General features: G+C 60.6%; 15 protein-coding genes and 1 pseudogene. 4 read left to right on the top strand and 12 right to left on the bottom strand.

The window, feature by feature from the left end; all coding sequences use genetic code 11:
- Positions 1-21: 21 nt before the first annotated feature.
- The 10 genes from AC1DX4_RS23655 to AC1DX4_RS23610 all read right to left on the bottom strand — a co-directional run bounded on the left by AC1DX4_RS23655 (position 22) and on the right by AC1DX4_RS23610 (position 9,944).
- Complete coding sequence (locus AC1DX4_RS23655; RefSeq protein ID WP_477222587.1) at positions 22-1,098, bottom strand: ABC transporter permease; 1,077 nt, start codon at positions 1,096-1,098, stop codon at positions 22-24.
- 12 nt (positions 1,099-1,110) lie between these two features.
- Positions 1,111-1,998 carry an N-acyl homoserine lactonase family protein gene (locus tag AC1DX4_RS23650; protein WP_477222586.1) on the bottom strand — a complete coding sequence of 296 codons (888 nt, stop codon included), beginning with the start codon at positions 1,996-1,998 and terminating at the stop codon, positions 1,111-1,113.
- A gap of 27 nt (positions 1,999-2,025) precedes the next feature.
- On the bottom strand, positions 2,026-2,646 hold the full coding sequence (locus AC1DX4_RS23645; RefSeq protein WP_477222585.1) for a hypothetical protein: 621 nt from the start codon (positions 2,644-2,646) through the stop codon (positions 2,026-2,028).
- 58 nt (positions 2,647-2,704) lie between these two features.
- Positions 2,705-3,454: an SDR family NAD(P)-dependent oxidoreductase gene (locus AC1DX4_RS23640; protein ID WP_275954858.1), complete on the bottom strand. Its 750-nt coding sequence runs from the start codon at positions 3,452-3,454 to the stop codon at positions 2,705-2,707.
- 23 nt (positions 3,455-3,477) lie between these two features.
- On the bottom strand, positions 3,478-4,392 hold the full coding sequence (locus tag AC1DX4_RS23635) for an NAD(P)-dependent oxidoreductase (RefSeq protein ID WP_477222584.1): 915 nt from the start codon (positions 4,390-4,392) through the stop codon (positions 3,478-3,480).
- On the bottom strand, positions 4,382-5,305 hold the full coding sequence (locus tag AC1DX4_RS23630) for an NAD(P)-dependent oxidoreductase (RefSeq protein ID WP_477222583.1): 924 nt from the start codon (positions 5,303-5,305) through the stop codon (positions 4,382-4,384). The genes AC1DX4_RS23635 and AC1DX4_RS23630 overlap by 11 nt, the downstream gene beginning before the upstream one ends.
- Complete coding sequence (locus AC1DX4_RS23625; RefSeq protein ID WP_477222656.1) at positions 5,292-6,176, bottom strand: amidohydrolase family protein; 885 nt, start codon at positions 6,174-6,176, stop codon at positions 5,292-5,294. The genes AC1DX4_RS23630 and AC1DX4_RS23625 overlap by 14 nt, the downstream gene beginning before the upstream one ends.
- 102 nt (positions 6,177-6,278) lie before the next feature.
- Positions 6,279-7,586: a histidinol dehydrogenase gene (gene hisD, locus AC1DX4_RS23620; RefSeq protein ID WP_477222655.1), complete on the bottom strand. Its 1,308-nt coding sequence runs from the start codon at positions 7,584-7,586 to the stop codon at positions 6,279-6,281.
- Positions 7,583-8,512, bottom strand: coding sequence for a 3-hydroxyisobutyrate dehydrogenase (gene mmsB / locus AC1DX4_RS23615; protein WP_477222582.1), 930 nt, complete (start codon positions 8,510-8,512; stop codon positions 7,583-7,585). The genes hisD and mmsB overlap by 4 nt, the downstream gene beginning before the upstream one ends.
- Positions 8,513-8,528: 16 nt before the next feature.
- Entirely contained in the window at positions 8,529-9,944 is a 1,416-nt protein-coding gene (locus AC1DX4_RS23610; RefSeq protein ID WP_477222581.1) for an aldehyde dehydrogenase family protein, read from the bottom strand.
- Between the two features lie 183 nt (positions 9,945-10,127).
- Here AC1DX4_RS23610 and AC1DX4_RS23605 point away from each other — a divergent pair, with 183 nt between their 5' ends.
- The 4 genes from AC1DX4_RS23605 to AC1DX4_RS23590 all read left to right on the top strand — a co-directional run bounded on the left by AC1DX4_RS23605 (position 10,128) and on the right by AC1DX4_RS23590 (position 13,973).
- Complete coding sequence (locus AC1DX4_RS23605) at positions 10,128-11,126, top strand: 4-hydroxythreonine-4-phosphate dehydrogenase PdxA (protein WP_477222580.1); 999 nt, start codon at positions 10,128-10,130, stop codon at positions 11,124-11,126.
- A 36-nt stretch (positions 11,127-11,162) separates the two neighbouring features.
- Complete coding sequence (locus tag AC1DX4_RS23600; RefSeq protein WP_477222579.1) at positions 11,163-12,164, top strand: LacI family DNA-binding transcriptional regulator; 1,002 nt, start codon at positions 11,163-11,165, stop codon at positions 12,162-12,164.
- 78 nt (positions 12,165-12,242) lie between these two features.
- Entirely contained in the window at positions 12,243-13,010 is a 768-nt protein-coding gene (locus AC1DX4_RS23595) for an SDR family NAD(P)-dependent oxidoreductase (protein ID WP_477222578.1), read from the top strand.
- A 186-nt stretch (positions 13,011-13,196) separates the two neighbouring features.
- Positions 13,197-13,973 carry an SDR family oxidoreductase gene (locus AC1DX4_RS23590; protein WP_477222577.1) on the top strand — a complete coding sequence of 259 codons (777 nt, stop codon included), beginning with the start codon at positions 13,197-13,199 and terminating at the stop codon, positions 13,971-13,973.
- 228 nt (positions 13,974-14,201) lie between these two features.
- Here AC1DX4_RS23590 and AC1DX4_RS23585 read toward each other — a convergent pair.
- Positions 14,202-14,438: pseudogene (locus AC1DX4_RS23585) on the bottom strand (GlxA family transcriptional regulator); the annotation flags it as partial.
- A gap of 171 nt (positions 14,439-14,609) precedes the next feature.
- Entirely contained in the window at positions 14,610-15,446 is an 837-nt protein-coding gene (locus AC1DX4_RS23580; protein WP_477222576.1) for an N-acyl homoserine lactonase family protein, read from the bottom strand.
- Positions 15,447-15,448: the final 2 nt, after the last annotated feature.

Raw genomic sequence — 15,448 nt, 5'->3', positions numbered from 1 at the left:
TTATTCCCTTGGCCGCCGACATCATGCGGTCGACCTGTTCCTCAAGCTGATTGCACGCCTGAGATTGCGAAAATTCAGACCATAGATGCCGACCCCGACCAGGATCGCGGCACCTTGAAAAAGGTATTGAACGCCGATGCTGGCGCCCGTCGTCAGCACCAATTGCTGGAGCTGTGTGAGAAAGAGAGCGGCGATCACGGTTGCGGCCAGATTGCCCTTGCCGCCAAACAGCGAGGTTCCACCCAGAACCGTCGCGGCGATCGACGGCATCAGGTAGTTGTCGCCCTGCTGCGGACTTGGCAGTTGCATAAGGCCGCCGAGCAGAATGCCGCCGGCCGCATAGAGCAGGCTCGCGCCCACATACGCGGCGATCTGGTAGCGGTCAGCGACGATACCTGCCGCGCGTGCGGCCCGGCTGTTTGCGCCGACAGCCTCGAAATTGCGCCCGAAGGTGGTCGCCTTGACGACGAAAATGACGACAATAGCCATCGCTACTGCCAAATAGGCGAGCTGCGTGATGCCAAATATCTTGCCGTTGGCGAATGCCGCTATCGACCCGGGTACCGACACCGGCGTGCCGCCCGAAATCTTGACGTTCATGCCATAGAGCAGCGCGTTCATGCCGATCGTGGCCACGATGGGCGCAACACGAACCTTGCTGACGAGCAGGCCGCTGATCAGCCCCGCTACAGCTGCAGCGGCGAAAGCGTAAAAGAGTGCCAGGACGACACTGCCCTCGGCATTCGGTTGGCTCTCCGAGAAGTAACAGACGATGACAGCGCTGAGCGAAACCATCCCCGGCACGGACAGATCGATGCCGCCCTGCTGGATGACGAGTGTCTGACCCAGGCTGACCAGGGCCAGGATCGCGGCAAAGGGAAGCATTCCGCTCATCGCTCCGGTGCCAAGACTTTGCGGGGCGATCAGGCCGCCGAAGACGAACAGGACCAGCGTTGCCGCCGCGATACCCGCGGTCGGCCCGCCAGCTGAGGCAAACCAACTGCTCGGTCCGGATGCACCTTCTCCTAAGGCCGTGACCGGCTTTGGCTTCTCTGAAGGCTTTTCCACGTGTCTTGTCCTTCTGCGGATTCGCGGCATTGAACTTGTTGGTTAAAGCAGTGCGGATCTTGCTCCGCTGGCCAGACAGATTTCGCTGATGCGCAGCTTCTGGCTGGAGAGCCGGGACGGGAATGTCTGTTCGAGCCGCGACTCGTGAACGGGTATGACCCGTCGAGACTCATGACCGACCTGTTTCATCATGGCTTCGGTGGCCATGATCAGATTGATCTGGCTGCCGGTGGCAAGGCCGACCGGGAGATACATGTCGTCGATCTTGAGCTGTTCGGAGGCGCCGTTCAGGTTCTCGAACTGGTAAACAAGATCACCGGCAAGCACCCAGGTGTCCTGGGAATCCGTCTTGCCATCATTGCGCACCGTCACCCACATGCATGCGAAGGTGTGGCTGTCATAGGCGACGTGAAGATCGATGCCGGGGAAGACGTTGTCCATGGCGCCATCGACCGCGATGAGGCGTTTGTCGCGCGCCAGCTGCACACCGCGCAGGATATCCGCCGTATCGATGCCGGACAGGATCCAGCGCATGCGGTCCGGCAGCGACATTGCCCAGATCCATTCCTGCAGTTCCTTCTTCTGGACGTAGAAGGTGGCATTGGGAAATGCATCGACATTGCCGAAATGATCGAAATGCGCGTGTGTGATGAAGACCGCGTTGATGTCTTCCGGCGTCAATCCGATTTCGGCAAGAACCTCGCGCGGTCCGCGCCAGTTCTGGACGTTGAACAGAGTGCCGAGATAGTTGCCGTAGTCGCGATCGTTGTAACCGACGTCGACCATCGCAGCCCAACCGTCTCCCTTGATGACGGCGTAGCAGTAGGGCAGCTTCACATAGCCCTCATTGTGAGCGCCGTAGATGACGCCGCTCTTGTGGTATTCAGGCACGTAGCCGTACTCGAGGACGTAGATCGAATAGAGTGACACCGATTTTTCCTCCCTTGATCCAGACGGTCAATTTTTCGCGGGCCGGCAGTTGCAACAGGCTGCCGTGAAGTCGACCGGCGTCAGTCCCGCGGAAGGTTGCGAAACCGTCAGCAGCGACCGCTGCGCGGAAAAGAGCGCGTCAACGACGGCATCGAGGTCGGGACTTGCCGGATCGATGAGATCGGCGAGACGATCAAGCCGCGAGAGTATCCGGCTGAGAAACACAAGCAGATCGGCGAACGCGGCTTGATGACGCGCCGCTGTCGGAGGTGCCTTTACCGCCCCCAACCGATCGGTTGCCTCGCGCAATTGCCGAGAGACCGACGCCAGCAGCAGATCATTGCGGTTGCGGTCAAGGCTGTCGGTTTGCAGCAGAAGCAGGATACCCGAAAGCTGACCGACGCAACGCTTGGCGGCGTCGTAGAGCGGTCGGGTGTCAGCCAGGTACAAGGCAATTGCTTCATCGGCGATCCCCGACTTCAATAACGCATCGGGCTGGGACTCGTGGGGGGTGTCCCATATCGAACAGGTGGGAGGGTGCACACCGTCGATGCGCGAAGACGGCGCCGGAAATTCGTGACCATACGTTTGCCGCGCCGTCCCATGCGCTAACGGCGCCTCATCTTGTCCGGAATTGATCCTGAGCATGCGTCGCCTCCAAATGTTCGTCGTCGCATCGATCCGCAGGCCCGTGCGGACTGTCTTTTCAGTGCATGAATCGGCCGCCGTTCACGTCGAGAATGAGTCCCGTCACGTAGTCGGACAGGTCCGAGACCAGGAACAGGCAGGCTTTTGCGATATCGTCAGCCGTCCCGAGCCGGCCCAGCGGGATGTTCACGACGATGTCGCGTCGCTTGTCTTCGGTCAGCTTGTCGCCAAAGATGTCCGTGTCGATCGTGCCGGGGGCTATCGCGTTGACGCGGATATTGTGCTGCGCCAGTTCACGCGCCATCGATTTGGTGAGGCTGTGGATGCCGCCCTTGGCGGCGGAATAATGCGGTCCGCCGAAAATGCCGCCGCCGATCTGGGCCGCGATCGAGCCGATCGAAACGATCGCGCCGGAGCGCCGTTCGATCATCGAAGGCACGGTAGCCTGGGCCATGTTCAGGCTGCCACGCAGGCTGGAATCGATGACCAGGTCGAAATTCTCCTGGGTGATATCCATCAGCCGGTCTGGTTGGCTGATGCCGGCATTGTTGACCAGGATGTCGACATGTCCGAAGCGGGCCATGACGTCACCAACTGCCTTGCGGCAAAAAGCAGGGTCCCGGACATCGCAAGCCACGCCGATGTGTTCGGAGCCGATGTCGCGGGCCGCATTCATGGCGGCCTCTTCGTCGAGGTCGAAGATCGCCACGCGGCAGCCCTGCGCGGCAAACCGCCGGGCCGTGGCCTTGCCTATGCCGCGCGGCGAGGCGGCGCCTGTGATAATGGCGGTCTTGTCGTTCAGCATCACGGTGTACTCCTCCCCATATGAATTCATTCGGCGGCCTCGGCCGCGTCTTCGATATTCAGGCCTGCCCAACCCTCGATGAGGGCCGCGATGCGCGAGCAATCGGCGTCGGCCATGCCTTGCGTCATGGCGAACTGCCAGAACTGGCGGACGTTGGCCCCGAGCCACATTGGCACGCCCATACGCTCGGCTTCCTGCATGCAAAGCGTCACGTCCTTGTGCATGAGCTCGGTGCGAAAATTCTGGTCGTAGCGGCGTGTCACCACATGCTTTGGATAGGCGATCTCCGACACCCAGGACCGGCCTGAGCCGGCATTGATGATCCGGAACAGATCCTCGGGCTCGATACCGCCCTTTTCGGCGAATGCCAGCGCTTCGCCAACGATCACCATGTTGGTTGCGGTGAGAAGATTATTGGCGAGCTTGAGGATCTGTGCCTTGCCGACGTCCGGGCCGAGATGGACAAAAGTCTTTGCAAATGTTGCCAGGAACGGTCGTGCCCGTTCCAGTGTCTGCTCCGACCCCGACGCCATGACCGCCAGCGTCTCGTTGCGGACGCCTATTGGTCCGCCGCTGACAGGCGCATCCAGCACCGAAACGCCGCGTTCCGCCATCGCATCACCGACCTTGCGCGCCATTGTCGGGCCGGTGGTCGAGAGATCGATATAGTGCTTGATGCGTTTGCCATGGATAAGGCCGGCCTCACCCAGTGCGACGGCCTCGACGATCGGTGCGTTTGGCAGGCTGACGAAGACCGTCTCGACCGCATTGGCGACCGCGGCGGCGCTGTCTTGCCGCTTTGCTCCCTGCGCGACAAGCACGTCGACGGCCGCAGCGTTTGTATCGAAGATGTGGATGTCGAACTGGGCTGCCAGAGCCTTGCTGACCATGGGCATGCCCATCGCACCGAGACCGACGAATCCGTAAGAATTACTGGGCACGCGCGCTCTCCCCGATCGCTGTAAGATGTGACGACGCGCCTTCGTAGAGGCGATAGATGCCGGTGCCGTCGATGTCGCCGTGGCCGGCGGTGACAAGCAGACGAAAGAGCTGGGCGGCTTGGCCGGACATTGGGGTTGCCGTGCCTGAACTACGGGCGAGCTCCTGCACCATATCGAGGTCTTTCAGCAGCTGACGCGCATAGGCCCGCGGCGCGAAATCATGTGCGGCGATACGTGGATAGAGCTGTTGCATCAGAACGCCGTCGGCATGGCCGTATTTCACGCATTCGGGCAGCAGCGCGGCATCCATTCCTGCCGCTTCAGCGAGGCGCACGGCCTCGGCCAGAACAGCATAATTGGTGCCGACCACGAGCTGCGCGATCATCTTGGCAACCGAACCCATGCCTGTCTGTCCGACATGGGTGAACTGCCGGCCGATGTCCTGGGTCAAGGAACGGATGCGTGCGATCGCCCAATCCGAGCCGCCGGCCATGATCGTCAGTGTGCCTTCGCCTGCCGCCGAGGGACCACCCGAAACCGGAGCGTCGATCCATTCGCATCCCGTAGCCTGTTGGACGCGCGAACCGATGGACCGGCAGAAATCCGGCGACACGGTTGAGAAATCCACCACGATCTGTGGTGACAGGAGAGCATCCGTCAGGCCCGCTTGGCCAAACACCACGGTTTCGACCGCCGCCTGCGACGGCAGGTTGAGGAGCACGAGATCCGCGTCCTCGACACAGTCTTCTGGCGACGCAGCGCCAACTGCACCCGAAGCCATAGCCGCAGCTTGCCGGCCAGCATCCGCGTCGAAGACTCGTAGCTTGTAGCCAAGCCCTGCAAGGCGCGCGGCCATGGGTCCGCCCATCAGGCCGACGCCGATATAGGCAAGGCGCGGCTTACCGGATGTCATAGAATTGGACCGCATTGTCGTGGAACAGGCGCTTTTGCGCTTCGGGTCCGAGATCCGCCGTGATCTCCTTGTAGCCACCAAAGATCGTATCGAGCGTGCCGCACACACTGTCGACCGGGAAATTGCTCCCGAACATGCAGCGCTCGACGCCGTAAATCTCGATGATCGACCTCACAATGTCGCGGTTGTTGGCGACCGTCCAACGCTGGCCAGGCAGGCCGATGCCGGAGATCTTCACCGCCACGTTCGGCCGCTTGGCGAATTCGGTCATTGCCGCCTTCCAGCCGGCAATCCCCTCGGCACTGCGATCGGCCGGCAGCCCTGAATGCAGCAGGATGATCTGCGTCTGCGGGAAGCGGTCGGCGAGCGTGCACGCCTCGGGCAGATGCCACCATGGTGTCTGCAGATCGAACCGCAAACCATAGCTGGACAGCATGGCGAAACCTTCGACCCAATGCGGGTCGACCATGCTGCCTGGAGCGGCTGAGCCGGGCTTGGGATTGGATTTCGGCTTGTGACGCAGGCCGCGTACGAAGCCGAAACCGGCCAGCCGCTCCAGCACCTGGGCGCGGTCGTCCCGGTCGAGCCATGCCTGGCCGACAGCGACGTTAGGCCACCCCGTCTCACGACGAAGGGAGGCGATATATTCCATCTCGCCGATTGGATCACTCGGATCCCACTCGGCTTCGATATAGACCGTCTTGACAACGTGGTGGCCGGCAGCGTCCCGCTTGTAGTCGGCCGGCAGATACGGCCGGCATATCGAGGAGTAGTCGCCATAGCGGAATGGAATCAGCGGCCGATCGTTGAGCCACGGATAATAGTTCTGCTCGGGATTCCAGAAGTGGACGTGAGCATCCACCATTGGCATATCAGTCACGTCTGTCTCCTCTCCGTCTCGGGACGACCCGTCTCAGATTGGATGCCAGCTCCTCTTCCGGCATCCGCAGTCGTCGCCGCGATTTATCGCGATTTATTCAGCGGCGGCCGCATAGGGGACGTTGCGCCCGCCATAGCGACGAACACGAACGTTTGCCTGCTCGGCATGGCCGGCGAATCCTTCAAGTATGCAAAGGCGCCAACAGTATTCGCCGATCATTGCCGAGGCCTCATCGGTCAGGACGCGTTGATAGGTAACGGTCTTCAGGAACTTGCCGACCCAAAGGCCGCCGGTGTAACGGGCGGCTCCCGCCGTCGGCAGTGTGTGGTTGGTTCCAATCACCTTGTCGCCATAGGCGACATTGGTTCGCGGCCCGAGAAATAGCGCCCCGTAGTTCGTCATCCGCTCGAGGAAGATATCCGGATCGCGAGTCATCACCTGCACATGTTCCGATGCGATGCGGTTTGCTTCACCGACCATTTCGTCCTCTGTCGAACACAGGATCACCTGGCCGTAATCCTCCCATGCGCGACGGGCGACGACGGCAGTCGGCAGGATGTTCAGCAACCTTTCGACCTCTGCGATCGTGGCTTTGGCGAGGGCCTCTGAATTTGTCAGCAAGATTGCCGGTGAGTTGGGGCCATGCTCGGCCTGGCCGAGAAGATCGGTCGCGCATAGCTCGGCGTCGACGCTGTCATCGGCAATGACCAGGGTTTCCGTCGGACCGGCGAAGAGATCGATGCCGACCTGCCCATAGAGCTGGCGCTTGGCCTCCGCCACAAAGGCGTTGCCTGGACCGACCAGCATGGCGACCGACTGGATGCTTTGTGTGCCCAGTGCCATGGCGGCTACGGCCTGCACACCGCCGAGACAGTAAATTTCATCCGCGCCTGCCAGGTGCTGGGCGGCAACGATCGCCGCGGCAGGTCGCCCCTCATAAGGCGGCGCAGCCGTAACGATGCGCGGCACGCCGGCAACCTTGGCCGTAATGACCGACATATGGGCCGAGGCCAGCAATGGATATTTTCCGCCTGGCACATAGCAGCCGACGGACTGAACGGGGATGTTCTTGTGCCCAAGAACAACGCCGGGCAAGGTTTCGATCTCGATATCGCGCAACGCTTCGCGCTGATGCTGCGCGAAGTTGCGAACCTGTTCCTGCGCGAAGCGGATGTCGCTCAGGTTCTGTTCGGACAGTTCCGCAAGGCAGGCGCGTATCTCCGCATCGGTAAGGCGAAAATCGTTGCGGTCCCATTTGTCGAAGCGGATCGAAAGCTCGCGAACCGCAACATCACCACGCGCACGGACATCGGCGATGATGCCTTCTACAGTGGCTCTGACGGTGGCCTGATCGGCTGCCACGGCGCTCGGATCGCGCCCCTCTTTGAGCTTGCGGATCACTTGGTCGCTCCTTCCGTCGTCCTGCCTTCGAAGTAGCTGTCGAGATCGAGCGCCAGTTTGATGATGCTCGAATAGTCCTCGCCGGCATGTCCGTTCTGGCAATGGATGGCGAAGAGCTCTGTTGCCAGATTGCCCATCGCTGCCAGGACTTTCGAGCTGTTCGCCAATTCCTTGGCGAGCCGCATGTCCTTCAACTGGAAATCCGAGCGGAAACCGCCGGCAAAACCGTTGGCAGAGGGCACATTCTCCATCAGGCCCGGGAATGGGTGATAGCGCTCGAGCGCGTAGTTGTTGCCCGAGGAGTTGCGCATGACATCACTCAGCACAGCTGGGTCGAGACCATTGGCGACACCGAGTGCCAGCGCCTCGACGGTTCCCGCCATGCAGATGCCCGACAAGATATTGTTGCAGAGCTTTGCCGTATGGCCCGCTCCCGATGCTCCGACATGGTAGATGCGCTGGCCCATCGCCTCGAGCAGTGGTCGGGCCTCCTCGACATCCGCGGCTTCGCCGCCGACCATGAAAGTCAGGCTGCCCAAATGAGCTCGAGGCGTCCCACCCGAAACCGGTGCGTCGATCATGCGCCGTCCCGCCGCGCGGGCGGCAGTCGCGATTTCCACGGTAACGGTCGACGAAATCGTGCTGCTATCCATCAGCAGCGCACCCTTGCGGGATACCGCGATGAGACCCGACGCTCCAAGATAGGCGTCGCGGACATTGTCTCCGGTCGGAAGCATGGTGATAACCACATCGGCCGACGAAGCCGCCTCGGCGGCGGAGGCCGCACGCTGCACGCCCTGCTTCTCAGCCGCGTCGAGCGCCGCCGAAGACGGATCGAAGCCAATGACTGGAAAGCCAGCTTGGACCAGATTGCGGGTCATTGGTTGACCCATATTGCCAAGACCAAGGAAAGCGACGGTTTTCACTTGAGCATTCTCCCGGTCAGGCAGCCGACGTGTTGACGATGACGGTCTTCGACCAGGTGAAGTGCTGGACCATGCTTGCCAGCGAGAGCTCACGTCCCATGCCGCTCATTTTCGTCCCCCCATATTCGATGTTGGCTTCCGCGACGGCAAACTGGTTGACCTGCACGAAGCCGGCGTCGATGCGCGACACGAAGTCGAACGCCGCCGGGAGGTTTTCCGTGAAAATCGTTGCCGCGAGGCCGTAAGGCGTATCGTTGGCCTCCTGCAGCACGGTCTCGAAATCGGTAAAGCGCGAGACGGTCGCGACTGGCCCGAAGATTTCGTCGCGGCAAACGGGTGAACTTGCGGGAACGCCCTCGATCAGCGTCGTCGAGTAGTAGTAACCCTTGTCGAGACCTTCGGGACGCTGGCCGCCGCAAAGGATACGGGCACCCGGCGTCTGCCGCGCCATTTCGATATAGCGTTCGACGCGATCGAACTGCTTGCGCGATACGATACAGCCCACCTGTGTCACTTCATCCAGCGGGTTTCCAACCCGAAAAGACTGAATGCCGGCCAGGACGCGCTCGATCACCGCATCATAGATGGCGTCGTGGATATAGATCCGCGTACCGGCGGAACACGACTGGCCCTGACGCTGAAGCCGAAGCCCCTGCAGAATGCCACGCGCCGCGCGATCGACATTGGCATCAGCCAGGACGATGTTCGGATTCTTGCCACCGAGTTCGGCTGTGACTGGTATGATCTTGTCGGCGGCGTAGTGCATGATCAAGGCGCCGACGGCGCTCGATCCGGTGAAGCTGATCTTGCGTACAGCCGGATGTTGGCAAAGCAGGCGACCTGCTTCCTCGCCGAGCCCGGTGATTGCGTTCGCGACGCCGGGTGGCAGAACCGCCTGCAGCAGTTCGAACACCCGAAGCACTGCCAAGGGTGCTTGCTCGGCCGGCTTTAGCACGACGGTGTTGCCCGCGGCGAGTGCCGGGGCGATCTTGCTGGCAAGCTGCATCAGCGGTGCATTCCACGGAATGATCGCGCCAACGACGCCAAGCGCCTCACGCCGCGTATAGAGCAGCCGGCCAGGATCGGGCGGATAGGTCTGGCCGTTGATCTCTCCAGCCAAGCCGCCGAAATAGCGCAGTATATCGACCATGGTGCGCGCTTCATTGCGCGATTGGGTTGGCAGCGCGTTGCCTGTCTCCAGGGACGACAGCCGTGCAATGTCTTCGCGGAAACCGTCGAGATGATCGGCTGCCCGAATGAGCAGGGCGCCGCGCTCTCTCGCCGGCAGGGCCGACCACGACCGGAATGCCAAAGAGGCCGCATCGACTGCGGCATCGACATCTTCGGCACCGCAGCGGGGCGCGTACCCAATGACCTCTTCGGTCGCCGGGTTCTCGACATCGAACTGCGCGTGTGTGAGCGCCTTCCTCAATCGACCTCCATAAACGATCTGGCCCGAAAGGCGGCTCGCTTCGGCCGATTGTGCGGCGATGCGCGTTTCAAGCGAGTCTGTTGCAAAGGCGTTCATACGAAGTGGCTTCTATCGGTTTTTGATTGAGCATACGTATGCACTCTGTTAGACATTTGAAACAAGCTTGTCAAACAGGAGCGAGAAATGTCTGTGACAACAATCGGTCTCGTGGCCGGCGACCCATCCGGTGTCGGTCCCGAACTTTGCGCCAAACTAGTCAATGCAAAGAGGCGCCTGAGCGACCTTCGCGTTGCCATCTTTTGTGGGGAAGGGAGCTTTCGCGACGGAATGCGCATCGCCGGTCTCGATGCTGAAATCCTGGTCGCCGACAGCGTTTCATCGGTTCCGGAGCATGGCGGCGTGGCGCTGATTTCAGGTCTGGATCGAGGCGGCTACAAACCCGGCGTGGCGAGCGCGGAGGCCGGAACTGCCACGCTCGCGGCGCTGGAGAGTGCAGCAGACGCGGCCGGGGCAGGGCAGCTCGATGCGATTGTCTATGGTCCGCTCAACAAGCAGGCGATGTGGCTGGCCGGTCACAAGGCGATCGACGAACTGCATTTTTTCTCGAGCCGCCTCGGTGTTACCGGCTTCTGCTGCGAAATGAATAACCAGGGCGCTCTTTGGACCGCCCGCGTAACCTCGCATATCCCGCTTCGCGCCGTGGCCGACAACATCTCCGTGGAGTCCATCGTTGCGGCCACCGTGGCGGGCGCCAAGGCGGTCGAATCATCAAGCGGCAAACGTGCGAGAATAGCCGTTGCCGGCCTTAACCCGCATCTGGGAGAAGGCGGCGCAATGGGCACTGAAGAGATCGAGATTATCCTTCCCGCTATCGAAAGGCTAAGGCAGCTTGGATACGATGTCGCAGGCCTCTATCCGGCTGATACCGTCTTTCTGCGCGTGGGGCCGGAGAAGCTCGACCTGATCGTCACCATGTTCCATGATCAGGGCCAGATCGCGCTAAAGACGCTCGGTTTCGCCAATACCTCGACCGTTCTTGGCGGATTGCCGCTGCCAATCGTTACCGCCTCACAAGGAACAGCCTACGACATCGTCGGACAAAATCGCGCCGACCCCGCCGGCCTGACAGCAGCGTTTGATCTCGCGCATCGTCTTGCTATTGCTGCGGGCAAGGCAGCATAACAGGCGCAAAAGCTGATTTGCGCAAGGATCCAATACATGAGACGGTCAACTTCGGTGGATGTCGCGCGGGAGGCTGGCGTATCGCAATCGACGGTTTCTCGCGCGCTTGCCGGTGATGGGAGAATCTCGGAGGAGACGAAGAAGAAGATCCGCAAGACCGCAGAGCGATTGGGCTACACGCCAAATGGGATCGCGCGCAGCCTGCAGACGAAGAAGACAAATATGGTTGGCCTGATCATGGCCGACATCCTCAATCCGTTCTACCCGGCCGTCCTGGAAATCTACACTCAGAAGCTCAATGCCATGGGCAAGCAGCTCCTGTTGCTTTCCGTACCGAAGGGTTTTGAAGTCGACGACGTGCTGCCATCGATGCTCCAATACGAGATCGACGGTTTGATCGTGACGTCAGCGGTGTTGTCGTCGCGAATGCGCGACATTCTGCACAATAGGAACACTCGGGTGGTTTTATTCAATCGCTCCGTCGACGACTTTTCGATCAATTCGGTGTGTTGTGAGAACAGGTCGGCTTCCATCGAAGTTGCCGCCCTTCTTGTTGCTGCAGGACATAGGCGCATAGCCCTTATCGGGGGCCGCCCTGACACGTCGACCCACCGCGAACGCAGCGCCGGGTTTCAAGATGAATTGCGCCGCCACGGCCTCCAAATCCTTGGCGAGCAATTCGGCGAAAACACCTATGGCGGGGGCTACCGGGCAGCAATCAATCTGCTTTCCGGCCCGAGTCCGCCAGACGCTATCTTCTGTATCGCCGATGTCATGGCGCTTGGCGCACTGGATGCCGCGCGCTTCGGGCTTGGGCTGAAAGTTCCGCGCGATGTTTCGATCGTGGGCTTCGATGACATTCCCTCGGCCGCCTGGCCGGCATACGACCTCACCACCTTCCGCCAGCCGATCGAGGCGATGGTGGGGCGGTCCCTGTCCCTGCTGTTTGATCCGGCAGACTTTCCACCGGCGGCTATTCGCATACCCGGCGAACTGATCATTCGCGGCTCTACCAACATCGGTCCTGCAACCACCTGAACTGATCAAACGCCAGATACTAATTTAGCCAAAGCGTGCGCATACGTATTCCCAGTTCAAAGAAATGGAGAACGGTTTATGGAGGAAAATCAAGTCGCGCCAAATTTCAGGCTGGACGGAAAACGAGCGCTCATTACGGGAGCCGGACGGGGTTTGGGACTGGCTGCCGCACATGCGCTCGCCCACTATGGGGCCGAGGTTGTTCTGGCCGCTCGCACATTGAGCGAGGTGGAGGCTGCCGCGGCCAATATCACTCGCTCGGGCGGACGAGCCGAAGCCATCGCTCTCGATATCCGGGACGTTGAAGCAGTGAGTGAAGCAGTGTCACACAGGTCAGCTTTTCATGTGCTGGTCAACAATGCCGGGATGAACCGCACCAACCCATTCCTTGATGTAACGCAGGCCGATTTCGATGATATCATGGGCCTCAATCTGCGTGCTTCCTTCTTTGTTGCGCAGATCGTCGCGCGACGCATGGTCGAGCAAGGCGTGAGTGGCAGCATCATAAACATGTCGTCGCAGATGGGCCATGTCGGTGCCGCGACGCGCAGCGTCTACTGCGCCTCGAAGTGGGCCATGGAGGGCATGACCAAGGCGGCGGCAATCGACCTGGCTCCATACAAGATCCGTGTCAACACCGTCTGCCCTACGTTTGTCGAAACGCCGCTCGCTCAGAATTTTCTCAAGAATGAGGCCTTCAGGGCGCAGGTGCTCTCCAAAATAAAGCTGGGCCGCATCGGTCATGTCGACGACATAACCGGGGCGGTTGTCTTCCTGGCGTCCGATGCATCCTCTCTCATGACGGGGTCGTCCATGGTCATCGACGGCGGTTGGACCGCGGACTAGGAGCCTGCTGGAGGGGCGCATGATCTGGACGGGACACGCGAACTGAGAATGAAAGCACGATTCAGAAACGGCGCTCGAAAGTGTTATTCAGCAGTTTTTGCATGCTAGCCAGGAATGATCCTTGCGGCTGGCGAACAGGGCCCAGATTGATTGGATCGGAGCCGTAGCTATCGGGAAGGAATGCACATGGACCTCGGCCTTGAAGGCAAGATTGCATTGGTATCGGGAGGCTCCAAAGGCATAGGGCTCGCTTGCGCCAAGTTGCTCGCGGCGGAAGGTGCAAGGATCGTCATCTGCTCCCGCTCGCCGTCCAACATCGATGCCGCCCTTTCCGTGCTTCCAGGTGCGGTTGGTATCGCCGTGGATTTGGGATCGGGCGATGACGCGAAAGAGGCTGTGGACAGGATGTGGCGGGACGTCGGTCCCTTCGACATCCTCGTCAACAGCGCCGGGGCCGCAAAGCGCACGCCTGTACAGGACCTCAGTCCGCAAGCCTGGCGGGCAGCGATGGATGACAAGTATTTTCCCTACATCAACGTCATCGATCCAGTGGTCAAGAAGATGGCTGACCGCGGCTCGGGCGTGATCGTCAACATCATCGGAAATGGCGGCAAAGTCGCCTCGCCGACCCATCTGGCTGGCGGCGCCGCCAACGCGGCGCTGATGCTGGCAACGGTCGGCCTCGCAAACGCCTATGCCGGTCGCGGCGTGCGCATTGTTGGGCTCAATCCCGGTCTCACGCAAACAGGTCGGGTGAGTGAAGGAATGAAAGCGGTTGCGGCAAGCCAGGGGATCAGCGAGCAGGAAGCCCTGCGCCAGGCGACAGACTCCATACCCATCGGCAGATTGGCCGATCCCGCCGAAATCGCATCGTTCGTCGCCTTCCTGTGTTCCGCGAAAGCGAGCTACGTGACCGGTGTTGTTATCAACATGGATGGCGCGTCGGTGCCGATTGTGGTGTGACGCGCGCGGCGTTTCCTGGCCGGTTGCCAACAGAAGTTCAACCGATGGACAAGACCGCGGCGAGCAAGCCGCTCAACAACAAAGTACCGCGAGCAAGTATGGTCTCATCAAAGTCGAAATGCGCCGTGTGGTGACCATCCGCGATATCGAAGCCGAGAACGAAAACTCCAGCAATTCCACCCTCGGTCGGCCATCGCTGAAGTCAGAAGAGTTGCAGCCTCGCTCGCACCGATGCTGCGGGCGTCGCCTCCGCGCTGCCTCGCCCCGCAGGTTCTCGACCGTCTTGGCCGGAGATTGGCCCGCCTCATCATGGAAGGCTTGACTGAACTGCCGGGGGCTGAGATGAGCGGCCTCAGCAAAATCGGGAACGGTCAGCGGCTTGTGCAGGCCATAGGTGAGCGCAACTTGGGTGCGATCCGACGACAGTTCGAGGAGGGTAGAGAACTGCGACTGGCCGCCGCGGCGATCGGCAGATCGGAAAAAAGGCCTCGCGTAGCTCGAGCCTCCCGGTTTCGAACGACCATTTCAGCACCTGGCGCTGCAACTGGCGATGGCGATTCCGATTGAGCGGGCTCTGGTTCAGACGCAGTCTGAAAGGCTGGTTTCGAACCAACCGTTTTTCGAAAAATACCGATCTTAAGCTGCCTTGACGATGCGGAATCCTTCGATTTCCTTGATCACCGGGAGGCCTTTCCAGCGGTCGGAATCATGCAGGATAATCAGTCGGTCGAGGTTGCCTCCGATCTCGATGTTGATGCGGTCGATGGTCTTGAGCTGATCCCAAACGCTCCCGACGGCATTGTTGAGCGGCTGATAGACACCGTCGTGCTTGTGGCCAGTAATCTGCCGAGATGAGTAGAGACAATCGCCCGAAAGGACGATGCGGCCGCGCGACGTCTCAACGATAACGAACTGCTGCCCCATCGTGTGACCCTGCCCCAGCCTCACATGGATGCCCGGCAGAAGATCGTCGCGGTCTCCGTCCACCAACGTCAGGCGGTGCTCCACCGAGGCGTCGAAGGCGGCGCGCAGATCGTCCGGATCGATGATGGCGGTGAGGAAGCCGAATTGCGGCGGCAGCGCCATCGCCTCGTGCCAGGACAGCAACTCCTGCTTCTGCAGATAGAGGCGGGCTTTGGGAAACTGATCGATCGAGCCCATATGGTCAAAATGCGCATGGCTGACGATGATGTCAGTGATATCGCCCGGCGCCAGCCCCAGTTCGGCAAGCATGCGAACGGGGGAAATCCACCAGGGTATGCCAAATTTGTCGGAAAAGTTCGGGCCGCTTTCGTCCTTCATGAAGCCGGTGTCGACAAGCACGTTGCGGTCGCCGCGGCGCGCCAGGATGAAAGAAAACGGCAGATCCGTGGGGCCGTCGTCATACATCCCGTTGACCAGATCGACCCATGGCTGGTTCTTCGATCGTGCGAACTCGATGACATAGATTTCCCAGTGCTCAGTCGGTCCCATGC

Source organism: Mesorhizobium sp. P3_A8, assembly GCF_056402995.1.
Note: the sequence above shows the minus strand (reverse complement) of the source record. Positions and strands in the feature narration are given on the sequence as shown.

What these genes read in the sequence shown, in the direction of transcription:
- AC1DX4_RS23655 (WP_477222587.1), bottom strand. Translation starts at nt 1,098, where the DNA reads ATGCCGCGAATCCGCAGAAGGACAAGACACGTGGAAAAGCCTTCAGAG.
- AC1DX4_RS23645 (WP_477222585.1), bottom strand. Translation starts at nt 2,646, where the DNA reads ATGCTCAGGATCAATTCCGGACAAGATGAGGCGCCGTTAGCGCATGGG.
- AC1DX4_RS23630 (WP_477222583.1), bottom strand. Translation starts at nt 5,305, where the DNA reads ATGACATCCGGTAAGCCGCGCCTTGCCTATATCGGCGTCGGCCTGATG.
- AC1DX4_RS23625 (WP_477222656.1), bottom strand. Translation starts at nt 6,176, where the DNA reads ATGCCAATGGTGGATGCTCACGTCCACTTCTGGAATCCCGAGCAGAAC.
- AC1DX4_RS23605 (WP_477222580.1), top strand. Translation starts at nt 10,128, where the DNA reads ATGTCTGTGACAACAATCGGTCTCGTGGCCGGCGACCCATCCGGTGTC.
- AC1DX4_RS23600 (WP_477222579.1), top strand. Translation starts at nt 11,163, where the DNA reads ATGAGACGGTCAACTTCGGTGGATGTCGCGCGGGAGGCTGGCGTATCG.
- AC1DX4_RS23595 (WP_477222578.1), top strand. Translation starts at nt 12,243, where the DNA reads ATGGAGGAAAATCAAGTCGCGCCAAATTTCAGGCTGGACGGAAAACGA.
- AC1DX4_RS23590 (WP_477222577.1), top strand. Translation starts at nt 13,197, where the DNA reads ATGGACCTCGGCCTTGAAGGCAAGATTGCATTGGTATCGGGAGGCTCC.
- AC1DX4_RS23580 (WP_477222576.1), bottom strand. Translation starts at nt 15,446, where the DNA reads ATGGGACCGACTGAGCACTGGGAAATCTATGTCATCGAGTTCGCACGA.